At 45.1% G+C, this 15,885-nt stretch carries 10 protein-coding genes; 5 read left to right on the top strand and 5 right to left on the bottom strand.

Going from position 1 to position 15,885, the window contains the following annotated elements; genetic code table 11:
• Positions 1–2 precede the first annotated feature (2 nt).
• The 4 genes from pbpC to FMM05_RS17555 all read right to left on the bottom strand — a co-directional run bounded on the left by pbpC (position 3) and on the right by FMM05_RS17555 (position 10,473).
• Complete coding sequence (gene pbpC / locus FMM05_RS17570) at positions 3–2,411, bottom strand: penicillin-binding protein 1C (protein ID WP_143374731.1); 2,409 nt, start codon at positions 2,409–2,411, stop codon at positions 3–5.
• A gap of 189 nt (positions 2,412–2,600) precedes the next feature.
• Positions 2,601–8,123 (bottom strand): alpha-2-macroglobulin family protein, encoded by a 5,523-nt coding sequence (locus tag FMM05_RS17565; RefSeq protein ID WP_143374730.1) that lies wholly within the window; start codon positions 8,121–8,123, stop codon positions 2,601–2,603.
• Positions 8,124–8,259: 136 nt separating this feature from the next.
• On the bottom strand, positions 8,260–8,703 hold the full coding sequence (locus FMM05_RS17560; RefSeq protein WP_143374729.1) for a nucleoside deaminase: 444 nt from the start codon (positions 8,701–8,703) through the stop codon (positions 8,260–8,262).
• A gap of 360 nt (positions 8,704–9,063) precedes the next feature.
• Entirely contained in the window at positions 9,064–10,473 is a 1,410-nt protein-coding gene (locus tag FMM05_RS17555; RefSeq protein ID WP_143374728.1) for a T9SS type A sorting domain-containing protein, read from the bottom strand.
• 80 nt (positions 10,474–10,553) lie between these two features.
• On the opposite strand from FMM05_RS17555, the gene FMM05_RS17550 reads away from it, so the two are divergent.
• On the top strand, positions 10,554–11,114 hold the full coding sequence (locus FMM05_RS17550; protein WP_143374727.1) for a hypothetical protein: 561 nt from the start codon (positions 10,554–10,556) through the stop codon (positions 11,112–11,114).
• 124 nt (positions 11,115–11,238) lie between these two features.
• Here the strand turns inward: FMM05_RS17550 and FMM05_RS17545 are convergent, their stop codons facing one another.
• Positions 11,239–11,595: a winged helix-turn-helix transcriptional regulator gene (locus tag FMM05_RS17545; protein ID WP_143374726.1), complete on the bottom strand. Its 357-nt coding sequence runs from the start codon at positions 11,593–11,595 to the stop codon at positions 11,239–11,241.
• Between the two features lie 136 nt (positions 11,596–11,731).
• Here FMM05_RS17545 and FMM05_RS17540 point away from each other — a divergent pair, with 136 nt between their 5' ends.
• From FMM05_RS17540 to FMM05_RS17525, 4 genes are all read left to right on the top strand, one after another.
• Entirely contained in the window at positions 11,732–12,514 is a 783-nt protein-coding gene (locus tag FMM05_RS17540; protein WP_143374725.1) for an SDR family oxidoreductase, read from the top strand.
• A gap of 20 nt (positions 12,515–12,534) precedes the next feature.
• Positions 12,535–12,858: a nuclear transport factor 2 family protein gene (locus FMM05_RS17535; protein WP_143374724.1), complete on the top strand. Its 324-nt coding sequence runs from the start codon at positions 12,535–12,537 to the stop codon at positions 12,856–12,858.
• A gap of 114 nt (positions 12,859–12,972) precedes the next feature.
• Positions 12,973–14,742 carry a 1-deoxy-D-xylulose-5-phosphate synthase gene (locus tag FMM05_RS17530; protein WP_143374723.1) on the top strand — a complete coding sequence of 590 codons (1,770 nt, stop codon included), beginning with the start codon at positions 12,973–12,975 and terminating at the stop codon, positions 14,740–14,742.
• Positions 14,743–14,786: 44 nt separating this feature from the next.
• On the top strand, positions 14,787–15,737 hold the full coding sequence (locus tag FMM05_RS17525) for a DUF3078 domain-containing protein (RefSeq protein WP_143374722.1): 951 nt from the start codon (positions 14,787–14,789) through the stop codon (positions 15,735–15,737).
• Positions 15,738–15,885: the final 148 nt, after the last annotated feature.

Raw genomic sequence — 15,885 nt, 5'->3', positions numbered from 1 at the left:
TCTTACGGCGCTTCAATAGTAACCTTACGTTTAATTTCATTCCCCGCCTCATCCGTCACGGTAATGTAATACGTGCCCGTTTTAGCTGCAATAGGCATTTCATGAAAGGTTTTGGTTTCGCCAAGATATTTATCCCCCAAATACCAAAACAACCGGGCATTGGCCGAAGTATGTGCCGCTTTTACAATAAAGGGCTGCACGATACCATTAAAATCTTTAGTAAGGTACACTTTGCCGTCTTCTTTAGGATAAATAAAATCGAGGTAGGCACCCGTTGTGCCCTGGCAATCGGCACGGAAAGGCGGCAGCGGACGGTAATCCATATGGCCGCTTTTGTAGTACCATTCCATTACGGGTGGCAGCACAAACCAAGCCGTGGTAACCATATTATCAATACTCTCGCAACTGCTGTTAACCTGGTACTGCCTGCCTGCATCTAAATGAATAACCTTGTGGTAGCGGCACACCGTAGTCTTACGCCCTTTAATCGGGATCCATTGTTTAACCACTGGGCAATGTTCGCCAGCCAGGTGCCCGCTGAGTTTGCAAACATCGGCCTCTTCAAGGTCGTTATAAGGCGGTGCGAACCACTTTTGGCGCGGCAGCAGGTTAAAAACATCAAATAAAATAGGTGCGGCACTACCCACCCCGGTTAAAGACGGGCGACCCTCTCCTGATGCATTGCCTACCCACACCCCTACTACGTAGCGCGAACTTGTGCCAATGGCCCAGGCATCCCGGCTGCCAAAGCTGGTTCCGGTTTTCCAGGCAATCTCTAACGACGAATCGTAAAAACGCCAGGCTTCATCGCCTTGCGGCCGGTTCACTTCTTTCATGGCATTGTACGTAAGCCATATCGAACCTGCCCCCAACTCAGGTTTGTTGTACACTTCTTTCCCAAAATCGCGGGTAACGCTGTTATCCCAATTAAGTTCGGCAAAATCGTTTATGCGGTATTTGGCCTGGCTGGAGGTAAAGTGATTTAGCGTAGAGGTAAGCCCGGCATAGGTGCGGCACAAGTCCCAAAGGTTGCTTTCGGCACCGCCCAAAATAAGTGAGAGTCCGTAATGGCTGGGCTGCCTGTTAATGTCCCGAAGCTTAAAATGCTTTAGCTGATCGTAAAAACGCGGCACGCCAAAATCTTTCAGCATCAGCACCGCAGGAATGTTAAGCGACCGCGATAACGCCTGTTGTGCCGGCACGGCGCCATCATACGTCAGCTCATAATTCTTGGGGCTGTAACCTGCAATTTGTGTGGGTACATCGGCCACCAGGGTATTGGGCAATATCTCTCCAGCATCGAGCATGGAGGCAAACAAAAACGGCTTTAGAATACTGCCAGTACTGCGTGGCGCGGGTATAATATCTACATCTTTCTGGTGGACTTTATCGGTAGGCGAGTTACCCACATAAGCCACAATATTGTGCGTTTGCACATCTACCACCATTATGGCAAGGTTGTAAACTTCGGTCTGCTTGTACTCCTGGTAGTAGCGTGCCGCGATTTGGTTCACACGATTTTGCAGGGTAGTTTTAACCGTAGTTTTTATACGCTGACCCTCTTTGACCCCGGCGATGTTCTGCAATAAATGCGGCGCAGCCTGCGGCAGGTCGAACGGCTTCTGCGGAAGCCCTTCCTGCAACGAAAGTTCGTAGGTAGTTTTATCAATCACTTTCTCGGCAAACAGCTTTTTAAGCAGCCTGTCGCGCTTATCGCGAAGTTTTGACTGGTTCTTACCAGGATAGATAAGGCTTGGCGCATTGGGTAGTACCGCAAGGGTAGCTGTTTCGGCCCACGATAGCTGGTGCGGCTGCACGCCAAAATACCGCCACGAAGCCATTTCTAATCCCACTACATTGCCACCAAAAGGCGCATGCGCGGCATAAAGCCCCAATATATCATCTTTGCTTTCGCGGAATTCCAGTCGCGTTGCCAGTATAATTTCTAAAAACTTCTCAAAATAGCTGCGGTTTTTACCTTCACGGCTCAGGCGGATTACTTGTTGCGTTAGGGTGCTGCCTCCACGCACCACTTTACCGGCATCGTGGTTTTGCTTTATGGCTTTTACAATAGCCACGGGGTTAAAGCCGGGATGGCTGTAAAAGTGCTGGTCTTCAAAATATACAATACATTGTTTAAACTTGTTCGGCACGCTGTCCTGCGCCGGGAAACGCCACTGCCCATCCCTTGCTATACGCGCGCCAAGCAGTTCGCCTTCGGTGCTTTCTATCACGGTGCTGTAGGGCTCGCTAAAAAGCATTCGCGGAAGGCAAAAGTAATAGGCAACAAAAAGCAGCAGGGCGATGCCCGATTTTATTTTGTTACGTTTTATGTAGCGCGCAATGCGTTGCCTTAAGGTTTTAAAAAACCTCCCTATGCTTGTAAAAAGTGCCCTGAATTTATTTTTCATTTGGATGTGAGCATCCTAATTTGGTTATTGTTATTATATGATGTTTCAAGACAAGTCATTGCGAGACACGAAGCAATCCCACAAGTTAATTATGAGATTGCTTCGTCGTGCCTCCTCGCAATGACGGCGCGTGAAAATAATGATGTTAATAATATCCGGGGGGTTAGAATCCCTCTTTCTCCGCAACCCTTACCTCACCACCTTAACCCACTGCCCTTTAGTCCTGCTCAAATACGAGTTATCGTACATGGCTTCGCACTGCACGCCCGGCAGGTAATAACTGCCCGGGTAAGATGCATTAAGCAATATCCTGAACGTTTTGGTCTCGTTCGATTTTAGCGAGAAGTAGAAGTTAGTCCTGTCGTCCCTTATGTCGGTATAATCAACGGCGTTCTCGGCAAAGCTTCCAAAATCGGTAAAGCGGGTATTTACGATTTCCCACCCTGACGGGATTATCTGCGTAAGCGCCACGTTATCTACATACTCGCCTTTGCGGTTGTTAACCGTAACCTCTGCTACAAACTCGGTGCCCTGGGACAAGCTCGACGGGTTAATAACCTGTCCTGCCCTGTCTTTAAACACGATGCCTGTACTAAGCCCGCGCTCTTCGGTAAGTTCCTGGCCCACCGGGAGCACGCCACTGTAAACAACCTTTACATATAGCGAAGATTTTTTATTGTTCTTAATCGTTATTACATTACTGCTGCCAATTTCCAGAACCCTGTCGGCAAAGGTTTTAGGCGTGTTTATGGCCTGCGTTTTGCCTTTATTGGTATAGCTTACATCAATGCCTTTTGGTCCGTTGCTTTGCGCGAATTTGGTCATGGCGTAAAGGCAATACGCCGTAGTCTGTGTACTCATCCATTGGTTAGACGACATTTCTTTAGCCAGCTTAATTGCCGTGGTAAAGGCTTTCTCTTTCTGGCCCAGGATCAACAGTGTTTCCAGCGCCATAGCCCTGTTGCGTTCTGCCGACCCATAGTAATAGTAATGATTATAGTCATTGTCATAATCAATGGCACTTTGTGCTAATAATTCCTGACCCACATTTTTTTGTCCTGCCAGTGCATAGGCGGCAGCCAGCCTTAGTTTAGATTCGTTGCTGATGCCACTGGTTTCCCTCAATCGGTTCATAGACGACAGATCTGCCGATCCAGCCAATGCCAGTGTGTACAGCCTGTAGGCCTGGGCAAAATCGTTATGGTAGCCATCGTTATAACGCCATTGCCTTGCGGTACGCTGTTGGTACTGTATCCATTGTTTTTTAGAGTTCATAGGCAGGGCGTAACCTTTTTTCTCTGCCTCTACAAAGAAATGCCCCACGTAGCTCGACCCCCAGTCATCAGGGTTCGGTTGCCCCTGCCAGTAGGCAAAGCCACCATCGGCTAATTGAAATTGCGCCAGCTTTTGTATGGCTGCCGTTACGTTTTTCTGGATCTTATTTTTACGCGTCTGGTCGATGTCGGCAATATCGGCAAGGTACAACTGCGGGAATGCGCTTGATGTGGTTTGCTCTAAACAGCCATGCGGATACTGGATAAGGTAATCCAGCCTGCGGTTAAAATCGATAGACGGGAACGATGATACCTCCAGCCTTGCTTTGTTGGTTCCGGAAACGCCAAAAGAGTTCCAGTCGATACTGCCCGATTTACCCGACTCGATAACCATCTCTTTATAGTTGTTGGTTATCGGGTTAGGATTCATAACATCGAGCTCTACATTGTAACTGGCTTTTTCTTTACCACTTGTGGCTGTAACCGTTACTTTACCAATGCCGGTAATGTCGGCAACTTCAAGGTCAAAATACGCTATCTTTTCGTCGGGCCTTGCAAAGTTTACTACTTGCGATGATGCACCCACTACCCTAAAGCCATTGTTGGTTTTAACCGATAGTGTTACGTTTTTAATGCTGTTTTCCATAGCAAAAATGGTTACCGGCAGCGTTACCTTTTCTTTAGGCGTTACCTTGCGAGGCAGTGATGCCAGCAACATAAGCGGACTGCGAACCGGCGTGGTTTTTTCGGCCATACCATAAGCGCTAACATCGGCGTTGGCGGCTACTACCATAGTGCGCACCGAGCCTACATACATGGGTAGCTTAACATCGTGCACACGGGTTTGGCCTTTGCCCAGCGTATATGGGCCAAGGTAAATTACCACCGGCTTAAAGCGGTTGGCTTTTTTAGCGGCACCACCACCTAAGTCGGCATCGCCACCAATGCTAAATACCTGGTTTACCTTGCCGCCATAAGCGCCAATTACATCATCATAAATATCCCAGGTGCGCACACCAAGGGCTTCTTTTGCATAAAAAGCATCCCAGGCGTTTGGCGTTTTAAAGCGGGTTAGGTCTAAAAGTCCATCATCTACTATCGCAAGGGTGTAGGTCATGGCCTTGCCTGTTTTTTCGCTGACCCTTATGGTTGTTTTTTGTTCAGGTTTAAGTACTGCCGGCATAGTTATTTGCGGCTGTAACAACGTGTTTTTATCTACCACCTCTATTGGTACGATGCCATATAAACGGATAGGACTGTCGTTAGCCGTTGTGGCATGCGGCTGCAGCAGCGTAACGTGAATGTACACATTAGGTGCCATTTTTGGCGTTACCGGAATGGTTAACTGTGTTTCGCCTTTTTTGGTTTGTACCCAATAGGTTTCTACCACGCGGCTGCCGTTCTCTAACGATACCAATGCCCTGCCACCCTCGCTGGATGGGAAGGATATCGTGGCTTTTTCGCCTACGTTGTATTTTTCTTTATCGGCTGTAAATACCAGCATTTTTGCTTCTTCGCCTGTAGTGGTGCGGCTGCGTCCACTCCAGTATGGGTAGTCAACATGCACGGTTTCCCCTGCCGAATGCCCACTCTCCATATCGGTTACCCTTACTAAATAACGGCCCCATTCTTCTTCGCCGGTTTTTAGGTTGAAGGATGCTTTTCCACTGCCATCGGTAATTACCTGCTGCGTGTAATAGGGCGTGTTGGATAGCGCCGAACTGTATGCCGACCCATTGCCGTGCGATGCATCCCACCACCAGCTCCACTCTACTTTATATACTTTTACATCTAAGCGCCTGCCTCCTTTGGGCTGTCCTTTATCGTTAACCGTTGCAAGGTCGAACCTGTTCGATTTACCAGTTTCTAACATGCCGTATTTATTGCCTTCCGGAAGTTTTACGCCCACGTAGGTATCGTATGGCGAATAACTTGCCGTAACCACATCGGTACTAAAATCGCCGCCCCTTTCGTAAGCTTTGGTAATAATGGCCGCTTTTAGCATACCCGGTGCACGTGCCTCTAATTTAGGCTCTAAATTTACCTGTACCACGCCGTTATCGTTAGCCACGCCCGAGAATATATTAACCTCTTCGCTGCTGAAGTTTTGCGTAGGATCATCAAAAATATAATTGAGGTAGCCTTTAAACGCTGTGGTTTGTTTCAGGAATTTAGCCTGCATTTCTACCTTAAGGCCTTTTGCAATAGCGCCGTGCAGCCAGGCCACCTCTACCGTACCCGTATTTTTAGAGCTTCCGTAAATGGTTTTACCCTCAAAGCTGTTCTTAATTTTTAGGCGGTTAGGTTTGATGGTCTCTATCTTGATATTTTTATAGAAGTGCGCACCTCCCACAGATACCCTTGCCTCCCAACTACCTGTTGGGGTGCCGGCCTGCGTAAGCACTACAAATTTAAAGTGGTTACGGGCGTTGTAGGCCTGAACCGTTTGGAACACTACTTTACCATTCGGGTCGGATAACCTCAACTTTATAGGGTGCGACGGCGGCAGTTTAGCCGCCTTATCGTTTAAGATGAAGCCTATGAATAGCGAGTCGCCCGGGCGCCAAACGCCACGTTCGCCATACACATAGCCTTTTAATCCTTTTTGAAGCTGTGTACCATCTACATCAAAATTACTGACCGACTGCGCGTTACCGTCGTACAGCTTAACATACGTGGTGTTCTTGTCTTTTTTAACGATGGCAAAAAACGCCCTATCATCTGCCGAAAGGTTAATGATACCCTCGCTATTAGTCTGTGCCGTAGCCACTTTTTGCTGTTGGAATGTAAACAGCTCTACCGTTGCGCCAGCAATGGGCTGGGTAGTGGTGATGCTGGTTACTGCAAAAAAGTAACTGTTGTTTTCGCCGCGTTTTGCGATCACGCCAAGATCTGACGCCAGTACGTTAGTGGCTACTTTCCTGTCATAAAAATACGAGCTGCTGCATGGGTTTTCACGCTGGTCCCAGTCGTAATCATATGGGTAGTAATCGTAGTACTCGTCTTCGCTGTTGCCGTAATCCTCATCATCTTCACGGTCTTCCTCATCTTCCTCGCTTTGCGCGGAAGTCGCCGCTGTGGTAGTATCGCTGGCATCGCATTTGTATAGTGAATACGATTTTTTAACCGATAGCTCTACCCTGTAAATAGCGCCCTGCTGCGGGATTATAAGGGTAGAAAGGTCTATGGCATAGGCATTCCATTTGCCGTGGTTAAGCAGTTTATCGGTAGTTAGGTCTAATGTTTTTTTGGCTACGGGCAGGGCTACTTTGCGCAGGCTGTAGTTGCCGTTAAGCTCGTTATCCTGAAGGAACTGCATTACATTGTTCTCGAAAATACGGTACACCTTAACGTCGACCTTGCTCAGGTTAACGGCCTCGAAGTTTATCTTCAGGTTGCTGGATGCCGGCAGTATGGTACCGCTTTTAATAAAGCGCACCTCCGGGTTAAGCTGTTCAAAAACTACTTTTTGCGTCCACGTATTCTTAGTTTTAAAACCCTCGGTACTTTCTATACCCTGAAACACCTCTACCAAAAAGCTGCCGTTAAGCGGCTCGGGGAAAAACACTTTTAAGAGGTTACCGTCTACCGAATATTTTAGGTCGGTGGCGCTCTCTACGGCTACAAGGCCGCTAAAGTCCTGGTCTTTTTTAATAGGGTCGGAGAAATTAATAAGCAGCGTTTGGTTGTCGCCGGGGGCGGGCTCCATGGTAATTACCTTAAAGTTGTCTTTACCGGGAACGGTAAACTCTTCGCTGCCTTCGCGGTCTATATTATAGGGTTTACCGTTCCAGGTAATTTTAATTTTACTGTCCTGCGCCTTGCGTTGAATGCTGTCAATCACAAAATGGAATTGCGTTGGCGTACCGGCATTGGCATCAAACCTTATGGGCAGCTTTCGGCCGTCCTGCTCTGCGGTTACCAGTTTTTTAGCAATGGCAATATCAAGGTTATCGCTGGCTTTTAGAATAGCGTTTAAATATTGAAGGTCGCGGTTGTACGATTGAAGGTCGGCTATGCTAACCAAAAAGTCCTGCTTGATGGTTTTTACGCGGAAGTTAAAATCCTCCAGCCCTTTGGGCATCTGCATAAATTTAGAAAGGTGCAGCGTAATGCAGTACTCTTTATCGGCCTCCAGTTTTTTTGATGGGCGAAACACAATGCTGTTATCCTGTAAAAAGATAACCTTACCCTCTACACCGGGAGATACCGAGAAGTAATCCTTATCCAGCTCCTGGTTAGCCTGCCACTCTTTTTTAGTAAAGGCAAGCCCCACCTTGATATCTGACTTGGTGGAAATGATACCCGACGAAAAACTGGTAATGTATTCGCGGAATTGAGAAAAATCTGAATCGAAATCTTTTCCCGACTTTGTAGTACAGGAATGCAGCAGCAGTGTGATGACTGTTAGGCACAGCACCAGTTTCAGGGTTTTCATTTGTGAGGATTGGTTAAGGTTAAACTGTTAAATTACAGGTTGGTATTTTACGCTATAACTATTAATATCCTACAAATATTGTAATAAAAAGAAGAATTAATTTTAAAATTTTCTTAAGAAATCAATTACCTGATTTTCAGCCCCTCCTTTGTTTAAAAAACGTTTTCACAAGGGCACTGCATTCGGCCTCCATAACGCCGTTAACTACCTGTGTTTTAGGATGTAATTTTGTTCCCATGGCACGGTACCCCCGCTGATCGTCTGCTGCGCCAAAAACCACTTTGCTAACCTGGCTCCAGTACAGCGCCCCGGCGCACATCTGGCAGGGCTCTAATGTAACATACAGCGTACAGCCCGTAAGGTATTTACCCCCTAAAAAATTAGCCGCCGATGTTATGGCCTGCATTTCGGCATGGGCAGTAACATCGTGCAGTAATTCGGTAAGGTTATGGGTGCGGGCAATAACTTTATCGTTTACCACCACTATTGCGCCTACGGGTATTTCGCCTTTATCAAAAGCGGCCTGTGCCTCTTGTAGTGCCTTGCGCATAAAGTACTCGTCGGTAAAAATGTTTTCCATAAAGGCAAAAATACGAATCTAATTTTGATGTGGGTATACAATGGAACACGGATGACACGGATGCTTCGCAATCGCGGATTTTCACAGATTTCGTTATTTTTACCACGAAGGGAAAAAGGATTTTCACGAGGGATGCACAAAGTTTTATATAACATGAAGGATAACTTTGTTATCTACAAAGTTCACAAAGCTTTGTGGTACTAAATAACCCCTGCCTTGTGTTCTTCCATCTTTAGATGGCTGTCTTAGTGTTTTCTTTGTGAAAACTTCGTGCCCTTTGTGGTTAGAAAAAAACACAACATAAAAACGCGGATCTATCCATTGCCGTAAAGCAAAAAGATACATCCGCGTCCAATAAACTTAGTTCTTAATAACCTTCTGCGTAAGCGTTTTATTACCTGCACTAACGGTTACAAAATATAAGCCACTGTTGTAAGAGGCCATATCTACCTGAATGTTACCTGTAGCAGCCTGTTCTGCATTATATAGCATTTTACCTGTAATATCATAAACACTTACAGTAGCTGTAGCCGAAGTAAAGCTCCCGGTGTCAATCGTCAGTTTATCAGTAACCGGGTTAGGGTATACTGATAGCCCTGCCATTTGGTAATCTTTTACCGAAAGCACGGTGTTGTTAAGGCGGGCAAGCCTGTTTTTGGTTACACCGCCTACTTTATCAAACCAGCCACCGGCCAATAGCTTACCGTCATCCTGTAGTGAAAGCGTAAGCACCTGATTGCCCACACTTTGCTCTGATATAAAAGTAGTGTCAAGGGTTCCGTTAGCATTAAATCTTTTTATATAAACGGGTACGCTGTCATCATCCTCTCCAAAAATAACTTCCGAATCATGAAAATTACCCCCGGCAATTATTTTACCATCAGGCTGAATTATTAAATCTAAAGCCGTTACCGTATCGCCTGTTGGTGGTACAAAGCTGTCATCAACACTACCATCGGCATTAATACGTACGATCATATTGCGGTCAAAACCATTTACAGAAGCAAAGAGCCCACCAACAATAATTTTACCATCGGGTTGTATTGCTACCGACATTGGCTGCCCCATAATACCTGTACCGGCATCAAAAGTATCATCAAGCGTACCATCGGCGTTAAGCCTTATTAAGTTGGCAACCGCTGTTTCTCCATAATATTCAAATTTACCTACGGCAATAATTTTACCATCGGGCAAAACCCGTGTATGGGCAAAAGGAGTGTTAGCAGCATAGAGCCTTACAGGTGCAAAAGTTTCATCTAACGATCCGTTGGCGTTAAGCCTTACAATGCAACTTAGTGGCTCAGGTGAATTAACATTAACCTGAAATGCCCCCGAAACAATATATTTATTGCCTTGTTTAGAGATTGATACAATTTCTGACAAGCCCGGGAATACCGGCGGTATAAAACTATCGTCAAGAAATCCATCCGGATCTAATCTCCTCAGGATACTCCCGGGATATATCGTAGCATACATTATTGAACCATCTTCTTCAATTAAGGTTTTGTAGATAAGCTGAGGTGTAGCAGGCGATGTAAAAGAGGTATCTAAATCGCCATTAGCTGTAAGGCGTGCGAGCCCGTTAACCGTTTGCCCATTGTATTGTGCAAACTGGCCCGCAATAAGTATTTTACCATCGGGCAGGGCATCAATACCGTTAACGGGAGCGTTGGCGCCGGTGCCTATGTTAAAGGTGCTGTCCCAGGTGCCATCCTGGCTATAGGCAATAGCTGTGCTCGCCATTAAGGCAGTAAGTAATAATTTTTTCATAGCGTTGAATTATTTGTTGTTTCAAAAATAACAATTTGGTTGCGAAACCGTTGTAAATAAACCATCAAATTTACCAACACATGAGCAATTACAAATTATCGGTGCCCAAACCCTGCCACGAAAGCTGGGATGCCATGACCCCTGATGCTAAAGGGCGCTATTGCGGCCTTTGCGAAAAAACCGTGGTAGACTTTACCGGCATGCCGGGAACCGAGATAAGCAGCTACCTTTTAGCCAATGCCGGTAAAAAAGTGTGCGGGCGATTTAATACCGAACAATTAGACCCGAAACCGTTTATACCGCAAATACCGCGTAGTGTGTTATTTAGCCAAACGAGTTTTAGGAAGATGTTTTTGCTTGCTTTGTTAGTTACTATGGGCACTACGTTGTTTAGCTGCCGCAGAACTATAGGCGAACCCGCCATTGTTGATGATACAGAGCAGCAGGTTGAAACAATAAATCAGCCTGATACGCCATCAACTAAGAAAATAACTGTTGCAAAAGGAGCCTCTTCCACAAAAAAATCTGCCAAGGATACAATACTGTTTCAATTGTCTAAAGGTACTATAGTGGGTGAAGTGGCACCACCCCCTCCTGAACCAACCCAATTAACTGGCGATACCATTGTTGCGCCTAAGTAAGAACAGTATCCCTGATAGGCCTTAACCGCAACTCCTCTCCTGCAGAAAGGAATGACGAAGCAATACTGCAAAAAAGGACAAAAATTTAACCGGATGTAAAAATGAGGCTTAGTTCTTCTACATCTTAATCCAAACGTTTTAAAATAAGCGCCCGTAAACGTTCTTCATACTCATCGCCCCAATTACCGATGGCTGAAATTACAGGAATTAGTGTTTTTCCAAAATCTGTCAGGCTATATTCTACTTTGGGAGGCACAACAGGGTAAATAATCTTTGAAACGAGTTCATGTTCCTCTAATTCCTTCAGCTGAATATTTAAAACCCTGCGCGTGGCATCCGGTATTTTGCGCTGCAATTCACTTGGGCGCTTATGACCCTCATTAATAAACCAAAGTAAACGCATTTTCCATTTGCCGTAAAGCACTTCACCTACCAGGTCAAGCCCGCAGTTTAAGTTGGGTATTATTTTTCTTTCATACATATTACAAAAGTAATCCTATGTTCTTATATGTACAATAGGGGATTAATTTATCCCTATATGAATCGTAACTCCGTACTTGTGAGCAACTAACATACTTCCGAGATTTGTACAAAAGAAATGTAAAAAACTATATAAGATGGATTATCAAAATGAATTATCAGGCAAGATCGCCTTAGTAACAGGAGGTACAAAAGGAGCCGGAAAAGCCATTGCAGAAAGGCTGCTTGAGGCAGGTGCAACGGTAATAATCACCGCCCGAAACTTTCCGGAAGACGAAAACAACAAACTGCATTTTATCCCTTCTGATTTGAGTAAGGCGGAAGATGCACAAAAGCTGTTTAGCGAAGTGCTATCGGCTTACGGGAGGTTGGACATCCTTGTTAACAACCTTGGTTCTTCAACAACACCCGCCGGTGGCTTTAGCGTGCTAACTGATGAAGACTGGGTATTAACCCTGCAAGCTAATTTGCTTGCTCCTGTTAGGCTGGACAAGGCATTTTTACCGCAAATGATAGACAGGGGAAATGGTGTTATTATTCACATCGCTTCCATCCAGGGCATATTGCCGCTATACGACTCTACTTTGCCGTACGCAACTGCAAAAGCAGGATTGATTAATTACAGTAAAAGTTTATCTAAAGAAGTTACGCCAAAAGGTGTCCGCGTACTAACGGTTTCGCCGGGATGGATAAACACATTAGCATCGAAAGCCTTTTTAGGAGAAATTGCAAGAAACGCAAACAGTACTGTAGAAGAAGCACAACAAAGCGTAATGAACGCATTGGGCGGAATACCTTATGGCAGGCCTGCCGAACCGGAAGAAGTAGCTGAATTGGTTGGCTTTTTAGTTTCACCACGGGCAAGTTACTTAACAGGAACAAATTTTGTCATTGATGGTGGCACGGTACCAACAATTTAAAAATTAAAGATATAATGGTCATGGAATTACCACAAGTAATAGAGCGTTTTATTGAAACGCAGCACATTTTAGACAGCAAGGCTTTCGCGGAATGTTTTACCGAATCTGCCATCGTTCATGACGAAGGAAAAACCCATAATGGCAAAGACGAAATTCAACAGTGGATAGAACATTCAATGCAGGCGTATAAATCTGCGCTGGAACCACTTAATTATGAGCAATCCGGGTCAAAAGGTATCCTGACAGCAAATGTTTCCGGCACATTTCCCGGCAGCCCTCTCGTGTTGAAATTTCATTTTGATATTAATAACGGACAAATTCAACACTTAAAAGTAACAGATTAAAACATAAAGAGAGTGTCTGATTTTCAGTCACTCTCTTTTTATTAAACTGCGTCATACGTGTTCCATATCCATTCATATTGCATTAAATTGTAAATTTGCCTTTCAATAATTATCATGGCAGGCAAACTATTAGATACCATACAATACCCCAGCGACATCCGCAAGTTAAGCCCGGAGCAGTTGCCGCAACTGGCTGCCGAGCTGCGGGAGTTTATTATAGATATTGTATCGGTTAAAGAAGGCCACCTGGGTGCAAGCCTGGGCGTGGTAGAGCTTACCATTACACTGCATTATGTTTTTGACACCCCTAACGACCTTTTGGTTTGGGATGTGGGCCACCAGGCGTACGGACATAAGATACTTACCGGCCGAAAAGATAATTTTGACACCAATCGCCAGCTGGGCGGTATTAGCGGTTTCCCTAAGCGCAGCGAGAGTGAGTACGATACCTTTGGTACCGGCCACAGCAGCACGAGCATATCAGCCGCGCTGGGCATGGCAATAGCATCGCAAATTAATGGGGACAACACAAAAAACCACATTGCCGTTATTGGCGATGCCAGCATAGCGTCGGGCATGGCGTTTGAAGGCCTTAACCATGCGGGAGTAACGGATGCCAACCTGCTCGTAATTTTAAACGACAACGCCATTGGTATAGACCCCAGCGTGGGTGCGCTAAAAAATTACCTAACCCAGGTTAAAGAGGGTAAGAACCCGCGGCAAAACAACATGATAAAGTCGCTTAATTTTGATTATACCGGCCCTGTAGACGGGCACGACTTTACCGCGCTTTTAAAAGAACTCAACAAGCTTAAGGACACTAAGGGCCCTAAATTTCTCCATATCATTACCACCAAAGGCAAAGGGCTTAAACAGGCTGAAGAAGACCAGGTTAAATACCATGCCCCGGGTAAATTTGATAAACTTACCGGAGAGGTGCTGGCTGTAGCCGATGGCCACCTGCCGCCCAAGTACCAGGATGTTTTTGGCTTGACACTGGTAGAACTCGCGCAGCAAAACCCTAAGATAATAGGCATTACCCCTGCCATGCCATCGGGCAGCTCTATGAAGTTTATGATGGAGGCTTTTCCCGAAAGGGCTATAGATGTGGGCATTGCAGAGCAGCACGCCGTTACCCTTGCCGCCGGTATGGCTACGCAGGGCATGGTAGTATTTTGCAATATTTACTCAACCTTCCTGCAACGGGCTTACGATCAGGTTATCCACGATGTGGCGCTGCAAAACCTGCCCATTATTTTTTGTCTGGACCGCGCGGGCCTTGTAGGCGAAGATGGGGCCACCCACCACGGCGTGTTTGATATTGCTTACCTTAACTGCATACCCAACCTTATTATTTTTGCCCCGCTTAATGAAGGCGAACTGCGCAACATACTGTACACTGCCCAACTTGGGTTAGAGCATCCCATTGCCATTCGCTACCCTCGCGGGCGCAGCCAAAATGTAAACTGGCAGCTGCCTTTTACCGAAATTGAAATTGGCAAAGCGGTACAATTGCAAAGCGGAACCGATGTTGCCGTACTTTCTACAGGAACAATTGGTAATAATGTGGCGATCTCAATATCCAAAAGTGAAAAATTAAGCCTTTTTTCTCATTATCATTTTGGGTTTGTAAAGCCGTTAGATGAAAATGCACTGCACCACATTTTTAAAAACCATAAGAAAATTATTACCGTAGAAGACGGGGCCATTATTGGCGGGTTTGGAAGCAGTATAATTTCTTTTGCAGCAAAAAATCATTATCAACTGGAAATTAAAACCTTAGGTATACCTGACGAATTTATAGAACACGGTAGTACAAGTGAGCTACAACATTATAGTGGTATTGACGTTAAATCTTTAACAGATATTTTTTCGGGTTGCTAAAATTACCGACTTTTGCAATCCGTTTCATACTAAAAATGCACTGCATGAGATTAAAAGCCTGTATTATAACACTATTACTGTTAGCATTTACACCAAAAAGCCGTGCCCAGGTACTTATAACCACCACATTGCCTGACTCTATTACCTACTGGGAACGCACCAATGCCGTTGGCCTTGATATTAATGAGATTGCCTTTGTTAACTGGAGCGTGGGTGGTAACAACTCGGTTTCGGTACTGGCAAAGGGTAACTTTACACGCAAATATGTGCGTAAAAACATCAACTGGCTTAACGAACTTATTGTAAAATACGGCATTAACAGCCAGGAGGGTCAGGAACTTAGAAAAACCGATGACCAGTTTACCTTTAACTCTACCTTTGGTTACCGCCGTGATACTATTAGTAACTGGTATTATAGTGCTAAGTTTAACTTTAATACACAATTTAGCAACGGATACGCTTACCCTAACACTACCGCTGCAATATCGGCGCCTTTAGCACCGGCTTACATCTTCCTCGGGGTTGGTACAGAGTATATTAGAAAAGACATTGGCCTTAATGTATACCTTTCTCCGTTAACCGATAAGACTACGTTGGTACTCAACAGGGATCTTGCAAATCAGGGTGCTTTTGGTGTTAGGGCCGCTGAAAAAGATGCAGAAGGCAATATTATTACCCCGGGTTCTACTTCAAGAACCGAAGTTGGTATTTTGGTTAGCAATCAATTTAAAAGGCAGATCTTTAAAAATATTATGCTGGACCAGAGGCTTAGCTTATATACCGATTACCTGAACAACTTTGGCAATATCGACGTGAACTTTGAATTTCACCTGGATATGACCGTAAACCAGTATGTTAAGGCAAACATTGGCGCTAACGTAATTTACGACCACGATATTAAGGCTACCGAAGAAGTTGCCGGCGAGGTAGTTACCGTAGGGCCTAAAATTCAGCTAAAGCAGATGCTGGGCGTTGGGTTAAGCTACACGTTTTAGATTGGATTGTTAGATACTTAGATTTTAAGATCGTTAGAAATCCTATACAATAAAAAAGCACCTTTTTTAGTAGTTATGGCCAGAAGATTTTTCTTCTGATTTTTCTTGCAGGTCATCAAAACAACTTTAAACTGATAACGCAAATTTT

Origin of the sequence: Flavobacterium zepuense (assembly GCF_007097145.1) — a bacterium.
GTDB lineage: Bacteria > Bacteroidota > Bacteroidia > Flavobacteriales > Flavobacteriaceae > Flavobacterium > Flavobacterium zepuense.
Note: the sequence above shows the minus strand (reverse complement) of the source record. Positions and strands in the feature narration are given on the sequence as shown.

What these genes read in the sequence shown, in the direction of transcription:
- pbpC (WP_143374731.1), bottom strand. Translation starts at nt 2,411, where the DNA reads ATGAAAAATAAATTCAGGGCACTTTTTACAAGCATAGGGAGGTTTTTT.
- FMM05_RS17565 (WP_143374730.1), bottom strand. Translation starts at nt 8,123, where the DNA reads ATGAAAACCCTGAAACTGGTGCTGTGCCTAACAGTCATCACACTGCTG.
- FMM05_RS17560 (WP_143374729.1), bottom strand. Translation starts at nt 8,703, where the DNA reads ATGGAAAACATTTTTACCGACGAGTACTTTATGCGCAAGGCACTACAA.
- FMM05_RS17555 (WP_143374728.1), bottom strand. Translation starts at nt 10,473, where the DNA reads ATGAAAAAATTATTACTTACTGCCTTAATGGCGAGCACAGCTATTGCC.
- FMM05_RS17550 (WP_143374727.1), top strand. Translation starts at nt 10,554, where the DNA reads ATGAGCAATTACAAATTATCGGTGCCCAAACCCTGCCACGAAAGCTGG.
- FMM05_RS17545 (WP_143374726.1), bottom strand. Translation starts at nt 11,595, where the DNA reads ATGTATGAAAGAAAAATAATACCCAACTTAAACTGCGGGCTTGACCTG.
- FMM05_RS17540 (WP_143374725.1), top strand. Translation starts at nt 11,732, where the DNA reads ATGGATTATCAAAATGAATTATCAGGCAAGATCGCCTTAGTAACAGGA.
- FMM05_RS17535 (WP_143374724.1), top strand. Translation starts at nt 12,535, where the DNA reads ATGGAATTACCACAAGTAATAGAGCGTTTTATTGAAACGCAGCACATT.
- FMM05_RS17530 (WP_143374723.1), top strand. Translation starts at nt 12,973, where the DNA reads ATGGCAGGCAAACTATTAGATACCATACAATACCCCAGCGACATCCGC.
- FMM05_RS17525 (WP_143374722.1), top strand. Translation starts at nt 14,787, where the DNA reads ATGAGATTAAAAGCCTGTATTATAACACTATTACTGTTAGCATTTACA.